This is a genomic window from Paenibacillus sp. S-38 (assembly GCF_049942825.1).
Lineage (GTDB): Bacteria > Bacillota > Bacilli > Paenibacillales > NBRC-103111 > Paenibacillus_G.
Genome location: NZ_CP187970.1, coordinates 2,775,794 through 2,799,356 on the forward strand (window position 1 = coordinate 2,775,794; position 23,563 = coordinate 2,799,356).

General features: G+C 59.9%; 18 protein-coding genes. 11 read left to right on the top strand and 7 right to left on the bottom strand.

Annotated features, from left to right (window positions below; genetic code table 11):
• Positions 1-4 precede the first annotated feature (4 nt).
• On the top strand, positions 5-853 hold the full coding sequence (locus ACP26L_RS12705) for a bifunctional 5,10-methylenetetrahydrofolate dehydrogenase/5,10-methenyltetrahydrofolate cyclohydrolase (RefSeq protein WP_426452913.1): 849 nt from the start codon (positions 5-7) through the stop codon (positions 851-853).
• 750 nt (positions 854-1,603) lie between these two features.
• Here ACP26L_RS12705 and ACP26L_RS12710 read toward each other — a convergent pair.
• Entirely contained in the window at positions 1,604-3,571 is a 1,968-nt protein-coding gene (locus ACP26L_RS12710) for a hypothetical protein (protein WP_426452915.1), read from the bottom strand.
• Positions 3,572-3,667: 96 nt separating this feature from the next.
• Between ACP26L_RS12710 and ACP26L_RS12715 the strand changes: the two genes are divergently transcribed.
• Both ACP26L_RS12715 and ACP26L_RS12720 read left to right on the top strand, forming a co-directional pair.
• The gene (locus ACP26L_RS12715) at positions 3,668-4,135 is read left to right on the top strand and encodes a DUF2691 family protein (RefSeq protein WP_426452917.1); all 468 of its coding nucleotides are present in this window, start codon (positions 3,668-3,670) and stop codon (positions 4,133-4,135) included.
• 64 nt (positions 4,136-4,199) lie between these two features.
• Positions 4,200-4,649, top strand: a complete 450-nt coding sequence (locus ACP26L_RS12720; RefSeq protein WP_426452919.1) for a GNAT family N-acetyltransferase — start codon at positions 4,200-4,202, stop codon at positions 4,647-4,649.
• On the opposite strand, the gene ACP26L_RS12725 is transcribed toward ACP26L_RS12720, so the two are convergent.
• The gene (locus ACP26L_RS12725; protein WP_426452921.1) at positions 4,625-5,032 is read right to left on the bottom strand and encodes a YdcF family protein; all 408 of its coding nucleotides are present in this window, start codon (positions 5,030-5,032) and stop codon (positions 4,625-4,627) included. The two genes, ACP26L_RS12720 and ACP26L_RS12725, sit on opposite strands and share 25 nt — an antisense overlap.
• Before the next feature lie 153 nt (positions 5,033-5,185).
• The gene (pepF, locus tag ACP26L_RS12730) at positions 5,186-6,976 is read right to left on the bottom strand and encodes an oligoendopeptidase F (protein WP_426452923.1); all 1,791 of its coding nucleotides are present in this window, start codon (positions 6,974-6,976) and stop codon (positions 5,186-5,188) included.
• Between the two features lie 180 nt (positions 6,977-7,156).
• Here pepF and ACP26L_RS12735 point away from each other — a divergent pair, with 180 nt between their 5' ends.
• From ACP26L_RS12735 to ACP26L_RS12750, 4 genes are all read left to right on the top strand, one after another.
• Positions 7,157-8,779 (top strand): long-chain fatty acid--CoA ligase, encoded by a 1,623-nt coding sequence (locus tag ACP26L_RS12735; RefSeq protein WP_426452925.1) that lies wholly within the window; start codon positions 7,157-7,159, stop codon positions 8,777-8,779.
• Between the two features lie 235 nt (positions 8,780-9,014).
• Positions 9,015-9,866, top strand: coding sequence for an SDR family oxidoreductase (locus ACP26L_RS12740; RefSeq protein WP_426454921.1), 852 nt, complete (start codon positions 9,015-9,017; stop codon positions 9,864-9,866).
• A 738-nt stretch (positions 9,867-10,604) separates the two neighbouring features.
• Complete coding sequence (locus ACP26L_RS12745) at positions 10,605-11,825, top strand: hypothetical protein (protein WP_426452927.1); 1,221 nt, start codon at positions 10,605-10,607, stop codon at positions 11,823-11,825.
• Between the two features lie 766 nt (positions 11,826-12,591).
• On the top strand, positions 12,592-13,749 hold the full coding sequence (locus ACP26L_RS12750) for a Gfo/Idh/MocA family protein (protein ID WP_426452929.1): 1,158 nt from the start codon (positions 12,592-12,594) through the stop codon (positions 13,747-13,749).
• Between the two features lie 213 nt (positions 13,750-13,962).
• Here the strand turns inward: ACP26L_RS12750 and ACP26L_RS12755 are convergent, their stop codons facing one another.
• Positions 13,963-14,199, bottom strand: coding sequence for a hypothetical protein (locus ACP26L_RS12755; protein WP_426452931.1), 237 nt, complete (start codon positions 14,197-14,199; stop codon positions 13,963-13,965).
• A gap of 171 nt (positions 14,200-14,370) precedes the next feature.
• Here ACP26L_RS12755 and ACP26L_RS12760 point away from each other — a divergent pair, with 171 nt between their 5' ends.
• Positions 14,371-14,607, top strand: coding sequence for a hypothetical protein (locus tag ACP26L_RS12760; protein WP_426452933.1), 237 nt, complete (start codon positions 14,371-14,373; stop codon positions 14,605-14,607).
• Here the strand turns inward: ACP26L_RS12760 and ACP26L_RS12765 are convergent.
• Both ACP26L_RS12765 and ACP26L_RS12770 read right to left on the bottom strand, forming a co-directional pair.
• Positions 14,602-15,363 (bottom strand): LytR/AlgR family response regulator transcription factor, encoded by a 762-nt coding sequence (locus ACP26L_RS12765; protein WP_426452935.1) that lies wholly within the window; start codon positions 15,361-15,363, stop codon positions 14,602-14,604. The genes ACP26L_RS12760 and ACP26L_RS12765 overlap by 6 nt on opposite strands.
• 47 nt (positions 15,364-15,410) lie before the next feature.
• On the bottom strand, positions 15,411-17,156 hold the full coding sequence (locus tag ACP26L_RS12770) for a sensor histidine kinase (protein WP_426452937.1): 1,746 nt from the start codon (positions 17,154-17,156) through the stop codon (positions 15,411-15,413).
• 74 nt (positions 17,157-17,230) lie between these two features.
• Here ACP26L_RS12770 and ACP26L_RS12775 point away from each other — a divergent pair, with 74 nt between their 5' ends.
• Positions 17,231-17,968, top strand: coding sequence for an MBL fold metallo-hydrolase (locus ACP26L_RS12775; protein WP_426452939.1), 738 nt, complete (start codon positions 17,231-17,233; stop codon positions 17,966-17,968).
• 245 nt (positions 17,969-18,213) lie between these two features.
• Positions 18,214-20,808 (top strand): beta-mannosidase, encoded by a 2,595-nt coding sequence (locus ACP26L_RS12780; RefSeq protein ID WP_426452941.1) that lies wholly within the window; start codon positions 18,214-18,216, stop codon positions 20,806-20,808.
• 124 nt (positions 20,809-20,932) lie between these two features.
• On the opposite strand, the gene ACP26L_RS12785 is transcribed toward ACP26L_RS12780, so the two are convergent.
• The gene (locus ACP26L_RS12785; RefSeq protein WP_426452943.1) at positions 20,933-22,309 is read right to left on the bottom strand and encodes a PLP-dependent aminotransferase family protein; all 1,377 of its coding nucleotides are present in this window, start codon (positions 22,307-22,309) and stop codon (positions 20,933-20,935) included.
• 135 nt (positions 22,310-22,444) lie between these two features.
• On the opposite strand from ACP26L_RS12785, the gene ACP26L_RS12790 reads away from it, so the two are divergent.
• Positions 22,445-23,482: a DMT family transporter gene (locus tag ACP26L_RS12790; RefSeq protein ID WP_426452945.1), complete on the top strand. Its 1,038-nt coding sequence runs from the start codon at positions 22,445-22,447 to the stop codon at positions 23,480-23,482.
• Positions 23,483-23,563: the final 81 nt, after the last annotated feature.

Here is a 23,563-nt window from a genome sequence, read left to right on the forward strand (position 1 = left end):
GAACATGAGGGAACCTATTGTGCTGGATGGCAGCCGTGTGGCGGCAGGCATCAAAGCAAGGCTGGCGGAGCGTGTGGGGCGGCTGAAGGAGCGGGGGAGTAGTCCCTGCCTGGCGACCATCCTGGTCGGCAGCGATCCTGCGTCGGCGACGTATGTGAAAATGAAGGGAAATGCCTGCCGGCGGCTCGGCATCGAGTCCATCCGGGTGGAGCTTCCCGGCACGACAACGACAGAGGAGCTGCTTGGCGTCATCAGCCGTCTGAACGAAGACCCTGCCGTGCACGGCATTCTTCTGCAGCATCCGGTGCCCGCGCATATCGATGAGCGGGCGGCCTTCGATGCGATTGCGATCGGCAAGGACGTGGACGGGGTGACGATGCTGGGCTATGCCATGAATGTTTTCGGTGCAGCGGCGTATCCATCCTGTACCCCTGCTGCGATCCTGGCGATCCTCGATGATTACGGCATCGGGATCGAAGGCAAGCATGCGGTGGTCATCGGAAGGAGCCCCATTCTGGGCAAGCCCGTATCCGCGATGCTCCTTAACCGGAACGCGACCGTGACGGTCTGCCATTCCAAGACTGCGAACCTCGCCGAGATGGTGGCCCTGGGGGATATCGTGGTGGCGGCGGTGGGGAAGCCGCGCTTCATCCAGGGAGAGTGGATCAAGCCGGGCGCCGTAGTACTCGATGCAGGCTACAATCCGGGCAATGTCGGCGACGTCAATTATGAAGCGGCGTGCAGGAACGCATCCGCCATTACGCCGGTTCCGGCCGGCGTAGGGCCCGTGACGATCGCCATGCTGCTGAAGCATACGGTGGAAGCGGCGGAACGGGCGATGGGGGTGCGGTAACCGGGGTGGGGGCAAAAAGAAGGGCTGCCTTGGATGGGCAGCCCTTTGGCTTAAGATATAAGAAAGGATATATGCTTAGCGAAGCTGAAGCTTTCCTATATCGCAAGACGATTCTGCTGGCGCGCAAGCCGTCTATGAAAATAGCGGAAGTACGGTGCGTTATTTCCACTTTTCGATGGTTCCTACCCGAAATAAGGGAACTCAGATGCGCTATCCTAAGGATCGGCGTGGTTTGCAGGCCCCTTTTCCCCATATAAGGCATTTGAGTTCCGCTATTTTGCGGGAAATGCTGGGAAATCCCCCAATAAGATACCTCACTTCCGCTATTTAAAATGAACGCTCCGACGTCCTGCCAATACGATCGGTCACCAGAGGCGGAGGCTGAATCGCACACTTTCCGTATTGAACTGCAGGTCGCGGAGCGCGGCCGCCCGCCTAAGGTAAACAGGCTTTTCAGCACCGACGGCTGGGGCTGCTGTTGAAACCATTCGTCCGGCAGGCGTACTCTCCCGCACCTTGCCCATATGGACTGCGGTGAAATAGGGATCCTGCCAGTTCAGGTTGAAGAACAGTTGGGCCGCCACCTCCCGGCGGTCACGCCAGGGCCCGATCCCGTTATCTTATATTTCTTATAAACGCGCATCTTCCTTAAAAGGACGCCGACAGGCGTTTTTCTTAGTTTGGTTGGATCCTTAACAGCGTGCGGACAGACAGACTGAAGCAAGAAGCGGTTATCGAAGCCTCTGTAGCTTATTGTGCCGTCACCTCGAAGTCCTGTTCATGGATGATCCGTTCGCCTACCTTGAAGACGGCGGTGAGGCGGTTCAGGCCGGGTTTCAGCGTTTTTTGCGCTGTCAGGTCATACAGAGCCACGTTTTGGGCCATGGAGAACAGTTTTTCTTGGTTTGCGCTGTTCTGTGCTGTCAAAGCCGTGGAACGCTCGGCATCGCGGTCGATGACGTATAGCTTGAGCCGGTTGGCCGACTCATTGGTTTCCGGGCGTTCCATGTCATACAGCAGGACCGACAACCTCAGCACATTCCCTTCCATACGGACGGGCGGCTCGAAGTCACCCAATGTATACTCAGAGGAACTGAGACTCACCCAGCTGTGATCCGGTGCGGTCACTGTTGAAGCCCCGAACAAGGCTCTCATATCGTCGAGCCGGAGATCGGGCGCTTCCTGATCCACGGAGACGGCTGGCTCGGCGGACAGAAGCGCGGTTCCGGCATTCCGGCCTTTCCAGAACAGCTCGGCCTTCTTCCCGCCGGCTTTCACCCGGAAAGCATAGCCCGACTCATGGGTGAAGGTCCAGCTGCTGTCGGCATCGGGTCCACTGACGGTAAAGTGATACATTTGGGCCAAAAAGGAGGATCGAAAGTAGATTTCATTTTGCCGTTCAACCCCCACTTTCTCCTCTCCGTGCGGCAGTACCCCATTGTTCATATAAAAGTAGCCTTGATATCTCTTCTCTCCGTAGATCTGCGGATCCTGTTCGCGCCCGGCCGGGAGATAACGGTCTTGAAGCGGGTTGAGTTCAAGCCAGGCGTCCCCCAGGAAGGTCGAAATCCGGAACCAGCGTACACCGTTCGGAGCATCCCAGGAAGCTGTCGCTCGTACCGTCTGGGGACTCAGTACCCCATTGTGCAGCAGAAGGGAGCTGTCGGGATAGAGATACAGAGGGGTCTTGTCCGTTCGCAGGTCAATCTCCGCCATTACGGGCTTAGAGTCTTCCGGCTCCGAGAACCGGGCATTGAACCAGCCCTCGCCCTCGGCAGCCTTCACATGATACCAGCCTCCGTCGTAGTAATGCACCGGATCCCCTTCGAGTTTCTCCGAAACGTTCAAGGTTTGGGGGGCAGCCAATACAGGCTCGCCGCTGTCCAGACTAGGCAGCGGATAGAGAGCGGCCGGCTTGCTTCGGGTGATCGTCTCGTCCGACACAGTGATTACCTGACCGGGAGTCCGCGTCCATCTTCTGCCCTCGCTCGTTTCCACCTCATAAAAGCTGCCAAGCGGGGTGACGAATTCACCGGTTTCTGTCAGAATGCTGTTTCTTACTTCACTCGAGGGAGCACTGGTGCCGAGTACTTCCAGCATGGGAGGAAGGGTAGACAGCTGCGTGATTCGATAAAATTTACTCCCGGAACTGCGCTTCAGCGATCCAATTTGTTTCATCGGCAGACGGATCCATTGGGGGCCAAGCCAGGAGGTCTGGATCTGGATCCATTTCTGCTCGTTCTCGTCATTCAGTGCGCTGTAGAACCACCTTTTTTCGGCACCGGCAACGCTGACTTCCTGGGGTGACAGAACGGCGGAGGGCTTCAGGCGCTCGTCGGCTTTGGCATAGATCGGGGTGTCCTGAAGGAGCGTAAGCTTGCTTGGCAGAGGCACTTCGAACGTCCCGGGCTCCGTCTTAATCCACCGGTCGCCGAAGACCGTACGAATTTTCCACCAGTTGGGGAAGGCCGCCCAGTGGGCCTCGGCTTCTATAATCTCCACCGTCTGCGGGGAGAAAGCCCCTTCCGGCTGATTCAGAAGCACATTCGGGATCGCATAGTAAGGCGTTTCCTTGAGCAGTGTTACGGACTTCGGAATATGGTCGCCGTCCGCAGGCAGCGTAGGGGTATCCGCATATTCCGAGGCACTGCCGGGTAGGGCTGCGGACAGTGAAAGGCTGATCCCCAGCAGAACAGCCAAAGTTGATTTTTTCCACATGACGTAAGAGGCTCCTTATTCGTATTTACCTTGACTATTCTACCATATATTAGAAGAGTGGTAGAATAGGGGGGCAGCAAGAAGGAGGGTCCACGGATGAAGCGGGGGATCCGTTTTCTTATTCCCAATGAGTATGACCGATGGTTAGCGCGGATGTTACAGCCAGTCGACTGCTCCGCATACACGTGGAGGATCGGCGCTGCGGAGATGTATCAGGCTGTGGACGGGAACCTCATCGAGATGTTTGACGGACATGTCATGCAGATGGAAGGTGAGATGCTGAATAATATCATCCAGAGGGAGTTCCCGCAGTATGTCATCTTCGCGGATTTGAAGGCCTTTCCAAAGGGGAAGGCGATCTCAACCTTTTGTACATTTGAGGAGTTTATGAAAAGTGAATGCGCCCTGATTTTCCTCATTGTCGACAGCATCTATGCTGCTGTCTATTGCAAAGATCAAGTGCAGCTCGAGCGGCTGTACGAGAATGCCCGGTTCAACGGAGTAGAGTCGCTCGCATATATCACCGAGGATAACGATCATCGAACTGGGCTTAGTGTCTGGTAACATGAAACCGAGGGTCGTCTGCAATCTGCGATCAACGATCAACAAAAGTACAGGAGGACTTGTCATGACAATCGACATTATCCCTTATCAAGAAAAATTTCATGATCAGCTCGTGGATATCTGGTACCGGGCTGTCCGGCAGACGCATACCTTTCTGACCGAAGTGGATTTGGAATTCTACCATGGAATCGTTCGGGGCGGTGCCCTGCGAGAGGTTGAAATCTGGTTGGCCCTGTGGGACCATCAGACGCCGACCGGATTCATCGGGCTGGATGGGACCAAGATCGAGATGCTGTTCATCGATCCGGCGTATCATGGCCAGGGGATGGGCAGCCGGTTAATCCGGCATGTGGAAAGCATGCATGGCGGCTCTTTGCAAGTAGATGTCAACGAACAAAACGATGGCGCATGTGCGTTCTACAAGCGGTATGGATTCGTACAGAGAGGCCGTTCCGAGCTCGACGGTGCCGGCCGGCCCTTTCCTCTGCTTCACATGGAACTGCGGAGAATATGAGGGCGGAAATACGTTCCGACCTTCTCGAGCTCGTTCATGACGCAGTGGATCTTTGATTCTTCCAGATGCCAATTCTCCTTGGTAATCCCGGTGTTGTCAACGACCGGACTCACATGGAAGACTGTCTCCCTGGGAAAATGAAGCTGATACGTCAGCAGAGCTCCTCGCGCATGGTAGTTTTTGCAGACGAGCGTGAAGCTCCGGGGATGAATGCCTGCCTGCTGCAGTACTTCCCGGGACAAGCGGGCGTTATCGAATGTATGAGCCGCCTGGTCCTCACGCAGAATGGCCGTATCGGGCACCCCGAGTGACAATCCCACATGGCGCAGAAACTCCCACTCTGTCGATTCTAAACTGGTATGATCAGCCCATTTGCCTCCCATTGTATCACGCAGTCCGGCGACAACAGGCTCACATTTCCCTGATGAGACGATGCGTGCTGACCGAAGCGGTCCGTCTTGCTGACGATCTCAAAAAAGCCAAGCCCCTTCTCCGCGGCGGAGAGGAAGCTTGGCTTTTTTTATTTCAGGCTGCACTCAGAAGGTGCTCTCGAATTCCTTCACGATCCCGGCGAACGCCTCCATGGCCCCCTGGATCGGCTCGGGCTGGAGCAGATCCACGCCGGTGCGGCGCAGAAGCTCGAGCGGGTACTCCGAGCGGCCGGACTTCAGGAACTCCAGGTACGTCCGCACCGTTTCGGCATCCCCGTCGAAGATGCGGGAGGCCAGATGGAACGCCGACGCATAGCCGGTCGCATACTTGTAGACGTAGAACGCGTTGTAGAAGTGCGGGATGCGGGCCCAGCCGTATTTGACCTCGGGGTTGAGCTCGAGCACGTCGCCGTAGTAGGTCTTGTAAAGGTCCTCGTACACCTCGCTGAGCGAATCGCTGTTCAGGGTCTCGCCGCGCATCGCTTTCTCGTGCACCTGCTTCTCGAACTCGGCGAACATAACCTGCGTGAAGTAGGTGCCGCGGAACTCGTCGATGAAGTGGTTCAGGAGGTACTTCTTGAGGCTCTCCGATGGATTCTGCTTCAGGTAGTGCTTCATGAGCAGCACCTCGTTGACCGTAGAGGCCACCTCCGCCACGAAAATTGTATACTGCGCCGAGATCGCCGGCTGGTGCTTGTCGCTGTAGTACGAGTGCATGGCATGGCCCATCTCGTGCGCCAGGGTGAACATGCTGTCGAACGTGTTGTTGTGGTTGAGCAGCACATACGGGTGCGTGCCGTACGGGCCCGAGCAGAAGGCGCCGGAGCGCTTGCCCTCGGTCTCGCGGACGTCGATCCAGCCGGAGGTGCGGGCTTCGGCCAGCACGCTCACATACTCGTCGCCGAGCGGAGCCAGGGCTGCCAGCATGGTGTCGTACGCTTCCTCGTACGGAATCGTCATCTCCACATCGGTGACCAGCGGCACGCTGAGGTCATACACGCGCAGATCCTCGACGCCGAGTGCTTTTTTGCGCACCTGGAGGTAGTGGTGGAGGGGAGCCAGGTTCGCCTTGGTGGCTTCCAGCAGGTTATCGTACACCGACACCGGCACGTCGTCCTTGAAGAGGGAGCGCTGCAGCGGCGACTCATAGCCCCGCATCCGGGAGAAGAGGACGTTGTTCTTCACCGAGGAGCCGAGGGTGGCGGCGATGGTGTTTTTCAGCTCGAGGTAGGGCTTGTTGAACGCATGGAACGCCTCCTCCCGCTTCGAGCGGTCCTGGTGCTCCATGATCTTGGCGTACATCCCGCGGGTCAGCGGAACCTCGCCGCCTTCCTCGTTATGCACCTTGCCGAAGCGGATGTCCGCATTGTTGAGCATATTGAAGATCGTGCGCGGGGCGCCGATCACCTCGCCGAGCTGGGAGAGGACCTCCTCTTTTTCCTGGCTCAGCACGTGCTTCTTGTATTTGTATTCCTCGTAGAGGTCTCTCTCGTAGTAGCGCAGTCCTTCCTCTTCCTTGATATAGCCTTCGAGCACCTCGGGATCGAGGGACATCAGGAACGGGGAGAAAAAGGCCGTCGAAGCGCTGACCCGCACACCGAGCTGGCTGGCCTTGTCGAGCAGAGCCTGCGAGGAGGTTTCGCGCGTATCCTGGGCGAGCTGGAGAGAAGCGTACACATACACCTTTTCGTACAGGCGGTACATCTCTTCCTGGCTGCGGAGGAAAGCGAGCAGGGAGCCGCTTGCGGTCAGCTGGTTCTCGAATGCCTTGACCGTGGTGATCAGGGTTTCGATCTTGGCGTAGTCTTCGTCCCACGCGGCGGGCGAGGGGTAAATGTCGGCCAGATTCCATTTTTCGTGCGCGGGCACGTCTTGGCGCTGCAGTTGGTTTGGCATGCGAACACCCTTCTCTCTGTAGTGTTTGGTCCGCCCGAGGGGCAGTGGCACAGGGGTGGAAAAAAGCTCCACCTCCCTATTGTAACACTTCTTTACTTTTCATTCATATAAGCGGGGGGCCTCTGATATGATGACAGTAGGAAGCGGAAGGCAGGAATCTACTCACGGAGGTGCCGCTGGATGGGAGAATTTCCATTAACGCTCCGCTCATTATTCGAGAGGTCCCAGACGCTGTTCGCGCAAAAAGAAATCGTATCCCGCACAGCTGCGGGGGTGCTGCGTTATACGTACGGCGAGTTCGGCCGGAGGACGCGCCGTCTGGCTTCCTCGCTGGAGGCGCTGGGGGTGAAGCGAGGGGACCGGGTGGCGACCTTCGCGTGGAACCATCACAGGCACCTGGAGGCTTATTTTGCGATCCCCTGTATGGGGGCGGTCCTGCATACGGTGAATATCCGGCTGTCTCCGGAACATATCGCGTATATCCTGAATCATGCGGAGAGCCGCTTCGTGCTCGTGGATGAGTGCCTGCTGCCGCTGCTCGAGAGAGTGAAGGACCGGCTGGTCCACGTCGAAGGTTATATCGTCATGGCGGAGGGGGAAGGCCTCCCGGAGACCTCTTTACAGCCGCCCTATTCCTATGAGAACATGATAGAGAGCGGGGACGCAGGCTGCGAGTTTCCCGGCGACATTGATGAAAGCGCTCCCGCGGGCATGTGCTACACCTCGGCCACAACCGGCAACCCCAAAGGCGTGATCTACTCCCACCGGGGCATCTATCTGCACTCGCTGGCCCTGGGCAGCGCCGATACGCTCGGACTGTCGGAGCGGGATACCGTGCTGCCGGTCGTGCCCATGTTCCACGTCAACGCGTGGGGACTGCCGTTCGCTTCGGTCTGGTTCGGCGCGAAGCAGGTGCTGCCGGGGCCGGTTCCCGCGCCGGATGTGCTGCTGCGGCTCATCGAGACGGAGCGCGTGACGATTGCCGCCGGGGTCCCTACGGTGTGGACCGCGGCACTGCAGGCACAGATGTCCGTGCAGGCGGACCTCTCGAGCCTGCGGGCCGCCATCTGCGGCGGATCGGCGGCGCCCCGGAGCCTCATCGAGAGCTACCGGCGGATCGGCGTTCCGCTCTGCCACGCATACGGCATGACCGAGACGAGTCCGCTCGTGACCGTCTCCCGGTTGAAGAGCGGCCAGCTCAGCCTGCCGGAGGAGCGGCAGCTCGATATTCTGGCGTCGCAGGGGGTGCTCGTGCCCGGGCTCGAGATGCGGATCGTCGGTCCCCAGGGCGACGTCCCCCGCAGCGGCAGGGACATGGGCGAGATCTGGCTGCGCGGGCCGTGGATCGCCTCCGAGTATTACAGGGACGAACGGACCCGGGAAGCGTTCGAGGACGGCTGGTTCAAGACCGGGGACATCGCGGTGATCGATGCGGAGGGCTTCGTGCGCTTGGTCGACCGGATGAAGGATCTCGTGAAGAGCGGCGGCGAGTGGATTTCTTCCGTCGATCTGGAGAACGCTCTCATGGCGCATCCCGGGGTCTTCGAGGCTTGTGTCATCGGGGTTCCGCATCCGAAGTGGGGTGAGAGGCCGCTGGCTTTTGTGTCGTGGAAGGAGGGCTCGGAAGGGGCGGCCGGGAAGGAGGAGCTGCTGGCCTTTCTGGAGGGCCGGTTTGCCAAGTGGTGGATTCCGGACGATGTCGTGGTGCTGCAGGAGATTCCCCGGACGTCCGTAGGCAAGTTCATGAAGCGCGAGCTTCGCGAGCAGTACAAGGACCACTACCAATCAGGAGATGGGGCATAGACGATGAATCATACGCTGATCGGGCTGAACCTTAGGATGAATGCGGTGAACTGGAGGTGGAAGCAGGTAGAGCCTGCGGGGCCGGCTGAAGCGGAGCATGGACGGGTGGAGGCAGGAGAGGCGGCCGCGGCCGAGCATGAGGGGGAGCGGCATGCCCGGGGACGGTTCGGAGAGGGCTGCCTGGAAAAGGGGGCGGCCGTGCCGGGACGCCGGCCGGCCGGGAAGGAGCGCCGCCATGTTCGATAAGGAGCTCTTGCGCGATAAGGTCGTGCTGATCACCGGCGGCGGCACCGGACTCGGCCGGGCGATGGGCGAGCGTTTCCTTGAGCTCGGGGCGAAGCTGGCGATCACCAGCCGCCGGGAGGAGGTGCTGGCGCAGGCCGCTTCGGAGCTCTGCGCCGGAGGCGGCGAGGTGTTCCATACGCCCTGCGACGTGCGCGATGCGGCCCAGGTGCTGGCGATGATCGATGCCGTCGAGGGGCACTACGGGCACATCGACGTGCTCGTGAACAATGCGGCGGGCAACTTCGCGAGCCCGACGGAGAGCCTCTCGCCGAGGGCAGTGGACGCCGTGCTGAACATCGTGCTGCACGGCACGTTTTACACAACGCTGGAGCTGGGCCGGCGGTGGATCGCAGCGGGCCGGGGCGGCACGATGCTGAACATCGTGACGACGTACGCGTCCACGGGCTCGGCGTTCGTCGTGCCCTCCGCGGCCGCGAAGGCCGGCGTGCTGGCGCTGACCCGCTCGCTCGCGGTGGAGTGGGCCCGCTACGGCATCCGCCAGGCGGCCATTGCCCCGGGCCTGTTCCCGACCGACGGTGCGTGGAGCCGGCTGGCGCCGACGCCGGAGCTCGCGGAGAAGCTGGTGCAGGGCGTGCCGCTGAAGCGCGTCGGGGAGAAGGCGGAGCTGGCGAACCTGGCCGCCTACCTGATCTCCGACTACGCCGGCTACATCAACGGCGAGGTCGTAACGATCGACGGCGGGGAGTGGCTGCAGGGCGCCGGGCAGTTCAACGACCTGCTCGAGGTGACCCCCGAGGAGTGGAGCGAGCTTGCCGGGCTGACGCGCAAGGGGAAGTCTTGAGAGTGAGCGGAGAGCAGGTGGAGAGGAGGATGGAGCCGCAAGTCGGGATCGCAGGGCAGAATCGATCGGCATCGCCGGAATGGAAGGCGGAGCAGGTTGGGCAAGTCCAGCCGGAAGGAAAGAAAGGTCAGCGGAAGTCATAGCCGGGATGAAGCGGCATTGTCTGATCCTTGGGCAAGGACCGGACGATAAGGAAGTGTTCTCATCGACAAGCTGGGTCAGGATGGAAAGACGAGACTGCTCGGGGCATAGTTGGGATAGAATGGCATAGTCTGGTGGATGGCACAACCGCCGTGAGGGAAGCTGGAGTCTGCTTGTCGATCCTAATGGATATGGAAGGGCGAGTCCGAGCTAAGGAATTGTCGGGACGGTAGGACAGGGTCGGGATCGATAAGCAAGGGCCGGACGGAAGGTCAGCATCAGATCGACAAGCAGGGTCAGGAAGAAAAGACGAGACTGCTCGGGGCATAGTTGAGATGGAATGGCATAGTCTGGTGGATGGCACAGCCGCCGTGAGGGAAGCCGGAGTCTGTTTGTCGAGCATAGTGGATATGGAAGGGCGAGTCCGAACGAAGGAATCGTCAGGCGGTAGTACAAGGGCCGATCGATAGGCAAGGGCCGGACGGAAGGTCAGCATCAGATTGACAAGTAAAGCCGGGGCGGCAGCCGATGCCGTCTCCTGCAGGCGGTTCGTTCCGCTGCGTATCTCTGTATATTGATAAGGAGGCGGAGAGAGGCATGAAACCCCAGTTTCACTATTCGCCGGAGCCGGTGCTGGTCCCCCAGCCGGGCTGCGACTGGGCCAGCAAGATGGTGCTCAACCCGGCGATCGTCCAGGACCCGGAGGATGCGGATACCCTGCATATGCTGTTCCGGGCGACAGGGCCGTGGCCGCAAAAGCAGCGCGAGGGCAAATACCCGCCCTACCCGATCTTCCTTGGCTATGCCGTCAGCCATGACCGGGGGCAGACCTGGGATGCGGATTTCTCGCGTCCGGCATTGGCCCCTGAGCTGGGCTGGGAGGAAGAGGAACTGAAGGTCACGGATGCGGTCGGGCGGCAGGTATGGAATTACGCCAACGGCTGCATCGAAGATCCACGGATTTTTCCGGTCGAGGGACAGCTGTATCTCTCGGCTGCGTGCCGGCTGTTCCCGCCCGGGCCGTATTGGCTGGTGGATGGGGACCCTCCCATTGAGACCCGCTACGATTATGTGCCGGAGTGGACTCAGGAGGGGGAGGGCCCTTTCTACGAAACGTGCCGGACGAACGTGACGGTTACCGTGCTGTACCGGCTTGACCTCGACAAGCTGAAGGCGCGCCGGTATGAGGAAGCCTTCGCTTATGTGGGCCCGCTGACCGAAGGGCATGTGAGTGACAACCGCGATGTGTTCCTGTTCCCTGAGCGGATGAAGATCCACGGGCGGCTGCAGTATGTCATGCTGCACCGTCCCATGACCCCGGCGGCCTTCCCGGACGGGGCGGATCTCGGCCCTTCGATCTACCTGGCGGCGGCCGAGGAGATCGGGGACTTCGCTTCGCCGAAGGCGGAGCACCGGCTGCTGGCGGCCGGCCGGTTCGACTGGGAGGAGAACCGCATCGGGGCGAGCTGGCCGCCGCTGCGCATCTCCGAAGACGAGTGGCTGGTCGCGTACCACGGCAAAAAGGATGCGCACTTCGGCTACACCCAGTCGTTCCTGATCGTACGGGAGCAGGAGGATGATTTTCCCGTCGTGACACACCGGTGCTCCGAGCGCATGATGTACGCGCAGCAGGAGTGGGAGATGCCGACGGATTATCCGACGCCATGCCTGTTCACCACCGCAGGGATCCTTGTCGGAGACGATCTCGTGATGGCCTATGGGGCGGCTGACCAGAAGGTGGGCCTATCGTGGGTGAACTGGGCTGAGCTTGTGGCGTACGTGCGGTTATTTGATGCGGACGGTGTGAAAAAGGGCTGAGTGAAACATCCGTTTCTTCCGGCAGGGCTGGCCGGGGAGACGGATGTTTTTGATTAATCCACGGATGCACTTCTTCGAAAGGACACCGACCAGGGGATTTTCTTATGCCAACGGAGGCGCAGGAGTGGAACATTAAGCGATTCTGTCCGCTGCATATGCTGGGGACGGGGTTACAACACGCCAACTGTGTGCGGCCTGATACGGTGTACGCGTGCCGGAGGAGGAGGCTAGCCCAGGGACAAGCCTCCCTGACATGCGGCCGGCTGGCCGGCTAACACGGAAAATCCGTGTACGGAGCCCGTAGCCTTGGACATTCGACCGAGCGCAGCCCACGTAAGCCGGAAAATCCGTCTTCGGGCCGCGATCCCGCCCCGGGCTGGCCGGGCTAACACGGAAAATCCGTGTACAGCCCCCGAAGCCTCGGACCATCGGCCGGACGCGGCCCATGTAAGCCGGAAAATCCGTCTTGGGGACGCGAAACCGCCTTGGGCCGACCGGGCGAACACGGAAAATCCGTGTACGAAGCCCGAAGCCTCGGCCCATCGGCGGGGCGCCGCCTCCGTAAGCCCGAAAAAGATCCCGCTTCGGCAGCATGGAGCCACCTCGCAGGCCGGTTCTCCGCCCCGGCATGATTTCGCTGCTCCACCAGCAGCCGTTCACACAGTTCCGCAAGATTGAAGCATTATCCCACAATATTGCGGCATAAAGGAGAGCAGGATTCTTTTACAATAAAAGAAAAAAGAGAAGCCTGAGGAGGTCTTTCCCTATGTTGAAGATAGCCATCATTGGCACAGGTGCCATTTCGCGTGCCCACATCGATGCTTACCTGAAGTTTCCGGAGCGCTGCCGGATTGTCGCGGTCAGCGATATTTACCAGGACAAGGCGGAAGCCCGCATCGCCGAATTCGGCTTGGAGGGTGCGCGCGCAGTCGCGGATTATAAGGAGCTGCTTCAGGAGGACATTGATCTCGTATCGGTCTGCACGCCGCCCTACACCCATGCACCCATCTCGATCGACTTCCTGCGGGCCGGCAAGCATGTGCTCGTGGAGAAGCCGATGGCTTCCTCGCTGCAGGAGTGTGACGAAATGAATGCGGCAGCCTTGGAGAGCGGACGAATCCTGTCGGTGGTGGCCCAGAACCGATTCACGGAGCCCCTGTGGAAGCTGAAGTCGGTCCTGGACAGCGGGCTCATGGGACCGGTCGTACACGCGCAGGTGGATTCGTTTTGGTGGCGGGGCCACTGCTATTACGATCTGTGGTGGCGCGGCACCTGGGAGAAGGAAGGCGGGGGCTGCACCCTGAACCATGCGGTGCACCATATCGACGCGTTCCTGTGGATGATGGGCAGGCCGGCCGAGCTGCAGGCGTTCATGAGCAACACATTCCACGACAACGCGGAGGTTGAGGATCTCTCGATTGCGATGCTGCGCTTCCCGGACGGGGCGCTGGCTCAGATCACCAGCTCGGTCGTGCATCACGGGGAGGAGCAGCAGCTGATCTTCCAGGGCAGACGGGCCCGCGTTTCCGCTCCTTGGAAGGTGAAGGCCTCGCAATCGCTGCCGAACGGCTTCCCGGCAGCGGACGGCGAACTTGAGGCACAGATCCGGGAGCTGTATGACAGCCTGCCGGGTCCGGCGCACACCGGGCACGCCGGCCAGGTGGACAATCTCCTCGCCGCCATCGAAACCGGAGCGCCGGTACTCGTCGACGGGATCAGCGGCCGCAGCACGCTGGAGCTCATCCTCGGAATCTACAAGTCGGCAAGCACCGGAGAGAAGGTGACCTTCCCGCTGCAGCCGGACGACCCGTTCTACACCCGCGAAGGGATTCAGGCGAATGCCACCCATTTTTATGAGAAAAGCGCATCTGTGGAGAACTTCCAGGATCTGCGGATCCCTACCGGAGCGAGCGAATCGCAGTAGTAGCATGCGAACGAATTGGAAGCGGATACGAGGAGCAGGCGTCATAATAATGGCCCGGATCACAGGATCCCGGGCCTTTTTCCTTGACAACAATTTATAACTCGCCAAGGCTCGATTCTTATAAACACGCATCGCCCTAATAGGACGGAGAAGCCGTTTATCTTAGAGTATCGCTGCTGCAGCTGCGGATCATTGCCGGTACCGGAGCCACAGTCACTTGACCGCGCAGAATAATCCCGTCAGCACCATAAAGGAAAGAACGAGCAGAAGGCCTGCCGTGACTACGGGGATGTGCCCAACTGCAAAGTAGGTATCGTGGTAGGCAAAATCGTCCGCCGGGCGGAAGAACAGGAGGTACAGCGCGATGCCGCCGGCAATGGAGACAACCAGGATGGTTACCGCTGCGAAGAGCATGCCCTGGCCCAGCGCGCTTTTAGGTGCATATTTCATTCGACTATATTTTTCTTCCTTTTCAGGTTCATCCCGGCCATGCACATTTCGGGCGCAAGATTCCGCATTTCGGACGCAACCCATACCCAAGCCCTGCTGCCGGTTGGTACAGTAGAAGTATATACTGATCGAAAGAGGACGGGAACCATGAGAGACCGCTGCATACACTGCTTGTCGGAGAGACTGATCATTTATGAGGAGCCGAGCGAAGGGCTCTGCCGTTCGTGCCGCCGCCACTTTCCTCTGTCACGGCTTCCCCAAAGGAATGAAGCGTATGTCCGCCCGAAGCTGTCCGTTCCGCCGGTGCGGGGGATGCGGCCCGGCCACTGGCTGCTCCCGATGCCGATTCCGCCGGATTCGTCCAAGCTGCCGCCGGCCGGCAAACAGCGGATGCGCTGGTCCTCATAGCGGTCTACCCGCGAACGACTCCATCTGCTGTCTGCATTCGCCGTAGTACGTAGGCGTCAGCGGCACCTTGACCGGGCAGCCGATCAAGGTGATCTCGTAGTTCCGCCTGGAACCGCCGGGTACCGTTTCGATCGCCGCGATCCGCGCGGTGTTGACGAGGTAACTCCGGTGGCTGAATACGATGCGCTCCGAACACTGGACCTGAATGTCATGCAGGGGAGTGCTTGTGAGAAAATGGGTGCCGTCGCTGAGAACCACCTTCGTCTTGCGGAGCATCGTCCGCTCGGCGTAGAGCAGCTCTGGCTCGGCGAACTGCAGGTCCCTGTAACGGACCTTGCAGGTGATGAAGTTCACCTGCTCCGGAAGCGCAGCCGCCCGGCGTCTGGCATCCACCCTGGCTTTGGCCCGGTCCACGGCCTGCTGGAAGCGGGCACGCAGGATCGGCTTGCGCACATAATCCACGGCGGCAATGTCATAGCCTGCGAGCAGGTGCTCTGGATCGACGGAGCCGGAGACGAGGATCACCACGGGAGCGAGCCCGTCCCCGATCATTTCCCGGACGGCGGAGATGCCGTCCTGTCTCTTTAGGGTGATGTCGGCTATCACGAGATCCGGCCTCCCTGCCGTGACCTCATCAATGAGCCGGCGGCCCGACGAAACCGCGCCGACCACCAGCAGTCCCTCCTCCGTGCAGAGCTGCTCCAACAGCCTCGCCTGCAGGGGATCATCCTCCGCAATGATAACGGTATAAGTCATGATGCATCCCTACCCTCTGTATTTCTCCTGATGTGTTTCCCTAATTCCTAGACCGGAATGCTTAGCACAAAACGAGTTTCGGCCGGAGAGCTGTGAACCTCGATCTGTCCCTTGTATCTGCTCAGGATCGACTGAACGATGAACAGCCCGAGTCCCTCGTGGCTGCCGCTCCCCGTCTTGGTGGTGAAGCCGGCTTCGAATATATGTTCCCGCATCGTCTCCGGGATCGGTTCGCCGTTATTGGCAACCACGAACTGCAGCCTCCCGTCCGAGAGTCTCCCGGTCAGCCGTACATGCTTCTCGGACCCTGGCGAATCGCTGACGGCATCGAAAGCGTTATCAAGCAGGTTGCTCACGACCTTGACGAGGTCGGTAGCTTTCAGCGCCCCGAGGTTCGCGCCCGACAAGTTCGCCACATCGTGGGTGAAGTGGATTTTCCGCTGGGCGGACTGGATCAGCTTGGCCTGGACAATAGCGCACAGGGCCGGGACGTTGATCTGGATGATGTCGTTCAGGGCGTGGGTCTCCTCCATCAGCTGCTCCGTATACTGGGTCAGCTCCTCATACTGCTTCAGCTGCACAAGGGCGGAGAGAGCCGCTACATGGTTGTTAAAATCGTGCCGCTGCTCCTTCATCGAGCGGAACAGATCGTCGATCTTGTCGGTATATACTTCCTGCACGCTCTCGGCCGTCCGTTCCCGGCTGCGGCTCATCACCCGGGCCGAGAGGAAGAGGGTGAGCAGCCCGATGAAGATCGTGGTGGCGATGAGCAGGGTAAGCTGCCTCTGCTGTTTGCGGACCCAGTCCAGGATGGGCTCATAATCTGCGGTCAGCCCGATGACGACCGGGTACTCCAGCCCGAGCGGGATGAACATCTTGAGATAGGTATGCCCGTCCAGCACGGTCGTGAACGCCTGATTCCGTCCGGTTCGCATCACTTCATGGACCGAGGAGGGATCCCGGCCGTCCTTCATGGTGTAGCTGCCGAACAGAATCTCGCGGTCGGAGAACCAAGTGTACCCGTCCTTGCGGTACTGCTCCTGCTCCTTCAGGAAGATCGGGGGGTTGTAGACCGTAATCTCGCTTGCCGCATTCGGCCGGTCCTCGCGCGTCATCTCGCGGATGAATGCATCCACCCCGGTATCCTGCTGGTAAGACCTCAGATGCGTATCGTGAACGAAGGGATCGGTGATGTAGTTCGTCGAGCCGTCATGATAATAGCCCCATTTGTCCACGGAGCTCGGATTGGTCATCGAGGTATTGACCGGGCCGGACCAGTAGTTCGGCAGCGCCTGCCCGCTCGGGACCTGCGTCTGTTTGCGGTCCAGCAGCTGGGTGAACGCCTGGAACCAGTCTCCGCGCCAGCCCTTTGTGCTCATGCCGATCTCCTTCGGGTCGGAAGACTTGTAGCCGACAATATCGTCGCCCTGCCGTTTCATCAGCGTGATATGGTCGACCATCAGCTGCCGGCTGAGCGTCTCCAGCTGTTCGCTCGTGACCTGCTCGATGTCGGCAGGCAGCTGGCTCTGGGCTGCGATCGAGACGGACCGCAGGTTCAGGCCGATGAGATCTTCCACATGCTTCTCGCCGGCCCGTGCATGCTGGATGGAGACGGCCAGGACATCGGCGATGAGCTGCAGCCGTTCCTCGAGCTCGCGGGCCATTCTGTTTTTTGTATAATAATAGAAAACACTGTTCGTAAGTAGTACAATGATCAAGGAGATCAGCAGCATCGAGAGCGATGGCTTCCATCTTCGCCGCTCCGGGCGGGAAGGGAAGAGTCGGCGGAGCATCAGGTTATCCTCCAAGCAAGGGTGTCAGTTCATCCTTACTATAATAGATTCACTGTGGGAGGGAAATAGGGAATATGAAACTCACTTTTTTGGGGGCGGGCGACGGCTTCAGCGTGAAGCAGGGGCATAACAGCGCCCTGCTCGAGTTCGGCGGCACGAATCTGTGCATTGATTTTCCGGAGTCCAACCATGCGGCGCTGCATGAGCTGGGGCTGGAGCTCAACCGGGTGGAGAACGTCTTCGTCACCCACCTGCACGAGGACCACATCAACGGGCTGCAAAAGCTGGCGTTCTACCATGGGGTCTACCCGCTGAAGGGCAATCCCCGGCTGTTCGTGCACGAAGAGCTGCTCGGGGACCTGTGGGATGCGCTCCGGCACGGGCTCGCTTATTCGACGCGGGGGCCGAAGGAGCTCTCGGACTTCTTCGAGGTCGTCCCAGTACGGGACGCGTTCGAGATCGAAGGACAGCGCTTCGAGCTGGTAAGAACCGTACATATCCCGGGAATGATTTCCTTCGGGCTGCTTTGCGCGCCTTATTTTTATTTCAGCGGGGATACGCGGTTTGACCTCGGCCAGATGGAAGAGGCCGCGGCGAAGACGAAGGTGCTCTTCTACGAGTGCCATATGCAGCCCCACAACCTGCCGTCGCATACATCGCTGGATGAGCTTCTGACGCTGCCGGAAGAGCTTCAGCGCAGAACGGTGCTCATGCACTATATCGACGATTATCTGGATGCGGAGAAGCGGGAAGCGTTCCATGCCTCACATGCACTGAGATTGGCGGAGCTTCTTCAAGCGTATGAATTCTAAGGTTCCTATCCTCAATAAGCTCAGCCGGTTTCCCGAAGGGGAAGCGGACTGGGCTTTTTTTCACGGATATACCGGCATTCGTCCATTTATCCTCCATGGCCATGGGGGCCAAGATCAACTGTATCTTGTGTTATATTTGTTATAATTGATGTCCGTATTATGTTATTGTCAGGGGTGGGTATTTGCCTTATAATGGGGGCACAGCATTCCACTCTATTTCACTTCCATAGAAGGAGACGGTGATTGTGACAATAACGAAACCTGCTTATATAACCCTGTCCGGCTGGGAATTCAAAGCCTGCAAAGACGAGCAGTGGCTGCCCGCCGCCGTACCGGGCTGTGTACATACGGACCTGCTCCGAAACGGGAAGATCGAAGATCCTTTCTACGGCACGAATGAGAAGAGGCTGCAGTGGATCGACAAGGAAGACTGGGAGTACCGCACGAGCTTCCATGCGTCATCCGAACAGCTGAGCCAAGTGAACGTCGAGCTTGTCTTCGACGGCCTCGATACGTATGCCGACGTGTACCTGAACGGGAAGCCGGTTCTGTCAGCCGACAATATGTTCCGCTCTTGGCGCGTAGACGTCAAAGGACTGCTGCAGGAGGAGAACACGCTGCGCATCCGGTTCCGTTCCCCGATTCAAGAGGATCTGCCGAAGCTGCGGGCGCTCGGGTATGCGCTGCCTGCGGTCAATGACCAGAGTGAAGCAGGCGGTCTTGGGGACGAAAAGGTAAGCGTTTTCGCTCGCAAGGCGCCTTATCACTACGGGTGGGACTGGGGGCCGCGGTTTGTGACCAGCGGCATCTGGAAGGACGTGCGGCTCGAGAGCTGGTCCGGCATCCGCATCCGGGACTTCCATATCCGCCAGGATGAGGTGAAGGCGGAGGCGGCCCGTCTCACGGCGCTGGTCGAGGTCCAGACGGACGAAGCCTGGAGCGGCGAGCTCCGCGTAACGGCCGAGGGGCGGCAGTGGAGCCGTGAGGTCCGTCTGCAAGCCGGCAGCCATACGGTCGAACTGGCCGCCGAGCTGGAGAGCCCGCGCCTGTGGTGGTCGCGCGGCCTGGGGACTCAGGAGCTGACGGACTTCCGGGCGGAGCTGGTATCCGGCGGGGAGGTGCATGCGCAGGAGTCCGTGACGACCGGTCTCCGGTCGGCGAAGCTCGTGCGGGAGAAGGATGCGCACGGCACGAGCTTCTACATCGAGCTCAACGGCGTGCCGGTCTTCTGCAAGGGAGCGAACCACATCCCGAACGACAGCTTCGTGACCGAGGTGACCTATGAGCGCTACCGTCATGAGGTAGCTTCGACGGCGGAAGCCAATATGAACATGCTGCGTGTCTGGGGCGGCGGGATCTACGAGCACGATGACTTCTACCGGCTGTGCGACGAGTACGGCATCCTCGTGTGGCAGGATTTCATGTTCGCGTGCAGCATGTATCCGGGGGACGAGGCGTTCCTGGCCAGCGTCCGCGCCGAAGCCGAGGAAAACGTGAAGCGGCTGCGCCGCCACCCGTCGGTCGTGCTGTGGTGCGGCAACAACGAGATGGACACGGCCTGGTCCCATTATAACGAGAATGCGGGCTGGGGCTGGAAAAAGCAGTATACGCCGGAGCTCCGGGAGAAAATCTGGCGGGATTATGAGGCGATTTTCCATGAGATTCTGCCCGAAACGATCCGCGCCCTGTCGCCGGAGACGGATTACTGGCCGTCCTCCCCGATGCGCGAAGTGACTGGGGATGAGAACCAGCATGCCACGAGCTCCTCACCGGATGGGGATATCCACTACTGGGGCGTGTGGCATAACGTCGAGCCGTTCTCGAACTACAAGGTGCACATCGGCCGCTTCATGAGCGAATACGGCTTCCAATCGTTCCCCGAGGAGAAGACGGTGGAGACCTATGCGGCCGAGGAAGATATGGCGCTCGTCTCCGAGGTCATGCTCAGCCACCAGAAGAACGGGCGGGGCAACATGCTCATCAAGGAGTATATGGACCAGTATCTCAGCGAGCCGAAGGATTTCCGCTCCTTCCTCTATATGAGCCAGGTGCTGCAGGGCGAAGCGATGAAAACCGCGATCGAAGCGCACCGCCGCCGCATGGGCTTCACGATGGGCTCGCTCTACTGGCAGATGAACGACTGCTGGCCGGTCGCTTCCTGGGCGGGCATGGATTATCTCGGCCGCTGGAAGGCGCTGCAGTATTATGCGAAGCGGAGCTTCCGCAGCGTGATGCTGTCGCTCGACGAGAATGACGGCACGGTCGAGATCCACGGGGTGTCCGACCTGCTGGAGCCGCTGACGGGAGCGCTGGAGCTCCGGCTGCTCGACTTCCAGGGGAACGTGCTGAAGCAGTGGACTGCAGCTGTGACGCTGGCTGCGAATACGTCGGTGCTGCTGAAGTCACTGGCGCGGGAGGAAGTGCTGGAAGGGGCCGACCCGGCCTCGGTCGTGCTCACAGCCCGCTTCGAAGGCAGCGAAGGCACGGCGGATCTCAAGGAGCATTACTTCGTCCCGGTGAAGGATCTGCAGCTGGCGGCGCCGGGCGTGAAGGTTACGCAGCGTGTGGAAGGGGAGCAGGTGCTCTTCACGCTGGAGGCGGACCGCCTAGCGAAGCAGGTATGGCTGTCGCCGGAGGCCGAAGGCCACTTCACCGACAACTTCTTCGATCTTCTGCCGGGCAGTCCGGTGACCGTAGCATTCCGCAAGCGTTCGGACGGCGGCGAGCCTTTCGCGGCCGGGGACCCGGGCCGTGTGCAGGTACGGTCGATGTACGATTTTATCAAAGGCGGTGCAGGCGCGCAGGAAGCGGGCCGTGCAGCGGAGGAGCAGGCGCTGTAATTTCGACGCAACCACATACGATTCCCATTCGAGGCTGCCTTCGGGCAGCCTTCTGTTTGAACACGAACATCGTTATAATTGTTATCTTTTGTTGTTTGCTGTCGAAAGAGAAGAGAATGAACGATCAAGAGAAAGGCCGGCCCTTAGCAGCGTTCAAAGGACTTGCCGCTATCTCCTCCGCGATCAGCTCCACCCCACGTTCGATCTCGTCCGCCTTCACCTGGGATACGGTCAGCTTGAGCAGGTTATCCCGGGGGAAGCCGTGCAGATAATGCGGATCCATCGTCCCGATCCGAACGGAGCGGCGGTCGAGCCGGGCGGCCAGTCGGGGGACATCGATCCCGGGATGCAGATCCAGATGCGTGTGGATCATGGGTGCGGAAGACGGACGGAACGCTGCGCGATCCCCCAGCGGCCCGGCAGCTTTCTGCAGGCAGTCGTGGAGCAGGCGGGCTTTCTCTGCATAGGAACGGGAGATCCGCTGCTTGTGCCGTTCGAACATGCCGCTCTTCAAGTAGATCTCGAGCGCCGCCTGCGACAGCATGGAGGTGTCGATATCCTGCAGCTTCTTGTAGCTGGAGAACTCCTCGGCAAGCGCCGGCGGCAGGACCGCGATGCCCAGACGCAGGCCCGGGAACAGGATTTTGGCGAAGCTTTTGAGATAGATCACGCGCCCCGAAGGATCATGGGCGAAGAGGGGATCGGCCCGGCGGTTCTCCTCGAAGTCCGCCATATAATCATCCTCGACCAGGTAGACATCGTGCTTCGCGGCGAGCCTTACGATCTGCTTTTTCTGATCCTCGATGTAGGAGCACCCGAGCGGATTGTGAAAGCGCGGCATCGTATAGAAGAACTTGATATCTCCTCCGCGAAAGAGATGCTCCAGTTCTTCCATATCGATCCCTTCCCCTGTACGGCGGATGCCCCGGGCCGGGATGCCGTAGGTTTGCAGGTGACGTACCATAAGATGGTAGCCGGGCTGCTCGATGAGGACGGTGCGGCGCCCGCCGGGGAACGGCATGGTGGCCAGCAGGGAGAGTGCCTGCTGAACGCCGGAGGTGACGAAGAGGCGGTCCGTCTCCGTGAACACCTGAGAGGAAGCAAGCAGACGGCGGACCATGCGCAGCAGCGATGGCAGGCCTTGGGATGTACCGTAGACGAACAGGTCGTTTTTGTACGTTTCGATCGCTTGATTGATGCAGTGCTGGAAGTCGAGATACGGAAAGAGCTCCGGGTCCGGCGCGGCGGAGATGAAGTCAAGCGTGCCGGACCCGGCATCCTCCGAGGCCGCGCGGCTGCGGACGACGTAATAGCCGCTTTTGGGCACGGCGTAGATCCGGTGCTGCCGTTCGAGCTCCTGCAGGGTGCGGATGATCGTGCTCTTGCTGCAGCCATAGCGCTGGGAGAGCGTACGGATCGAAGGCAGCCTGCCGCCTTCCCGGAGCGGAAGAGTCTCGATCAGCCGCTCGATTTCGTACGCCAATTCCATGTATTTCAGCATGCGGTTCACCTTCCGGAATCCTCTGTACCGGTACAGATTCGATTTTTACCATATTGTACCACGCCGAGGATCGGGTTACGATAGGTCTCGACAGAGCCTGGTAAGACACACAGGCAGGAACGGAGGGACAGCTTGATGAAGCCTATGGAGACTGAGAGCAGGATAAGGGAAGAGGGGGCCGAAAAGGCCGACACCAGCGTCACCCGTCAGCAGAAGAACGACGAGGCCTTGCGTGATCGCGGGAAAACAGCGGCATATCTGGCGGCTGTGGGTAGTGCGGTGATCATCGGCTTCTCGTTCCTCTTCGTGAAGATTGCCCTGGACACCGCACACCCGCTCGATACGCTGGCCCACCGGTTCACGGCTTCGTTCGCCGTGCTGGCGCTGGCCGCGGCATTCGGATGGATCCGCGTGAAGCTCCGTCCCCGGGAGCTGGCCCATCTTCTGCCGCTGGCGCTGATGTACCCGTCGCTGTTCTTCGCCTTCCAGGCGTTCGGGCTGGCGTACAGCACTTCGTCGGAAGCGGGCATCATCCATGCGACCGTACCGATCTTCACGGCACTGCTGGCGGCTGTGGTGCTCAAGGAATTTGCAGGTATGCGGCAGATCCTGTTCATTCTCCTGTCGGCTGCAGGCGTGGTTTACATCTTTGTGATGAAGGGGGCGGCCATCGGATCGGGAGCCCTGCTCGGAACGGTGCTGATCCTGGTCTCCGCCGGCTGCATGGCTGCTTACAGCGTGCTTGCCCGGCGGATGACCCAGCGCTTCAAGGTGATGGAGATGACCTTTGCCATGACGCTGATCGGCTTCGTATTTTTTAACGGCATGTCCGTGATCCGCCACTTGCTGGCCGGGACGCTCCCGGCTTACTTTAAGCCGCTGGGCAGCCTGCCATTCCTCGGTTCCGTGCTGTACTTGGGCATCTTGTCGTCGATGGTGACCGCCATGCTCAACAACTACGCGCTGTCGAAGCTGGAGGCCTCGAAGGCCGGGGTCTTCAGCCATCTTTCCACCCTGGTGACGATGGCCGCGGGAGCGCTTCTGCTCGGCGAGCAGCTGTTGTATTATCATTTCGTCGGCGCGGCGCTGATCGTGCTCGGAGTCGTGGGCACGAACCTGCCGGGCAGCCGAAAAAAGCCGGTGCGTAGCACCGGCCGCAGCATGACAAGGTAGATTTTTCCGGAGTGGGGTATAGAAAAGCCTTCCTGTGGAATGATAACGGATGTTGTTGTCATTTTCAGGAAGGAGGTGCTT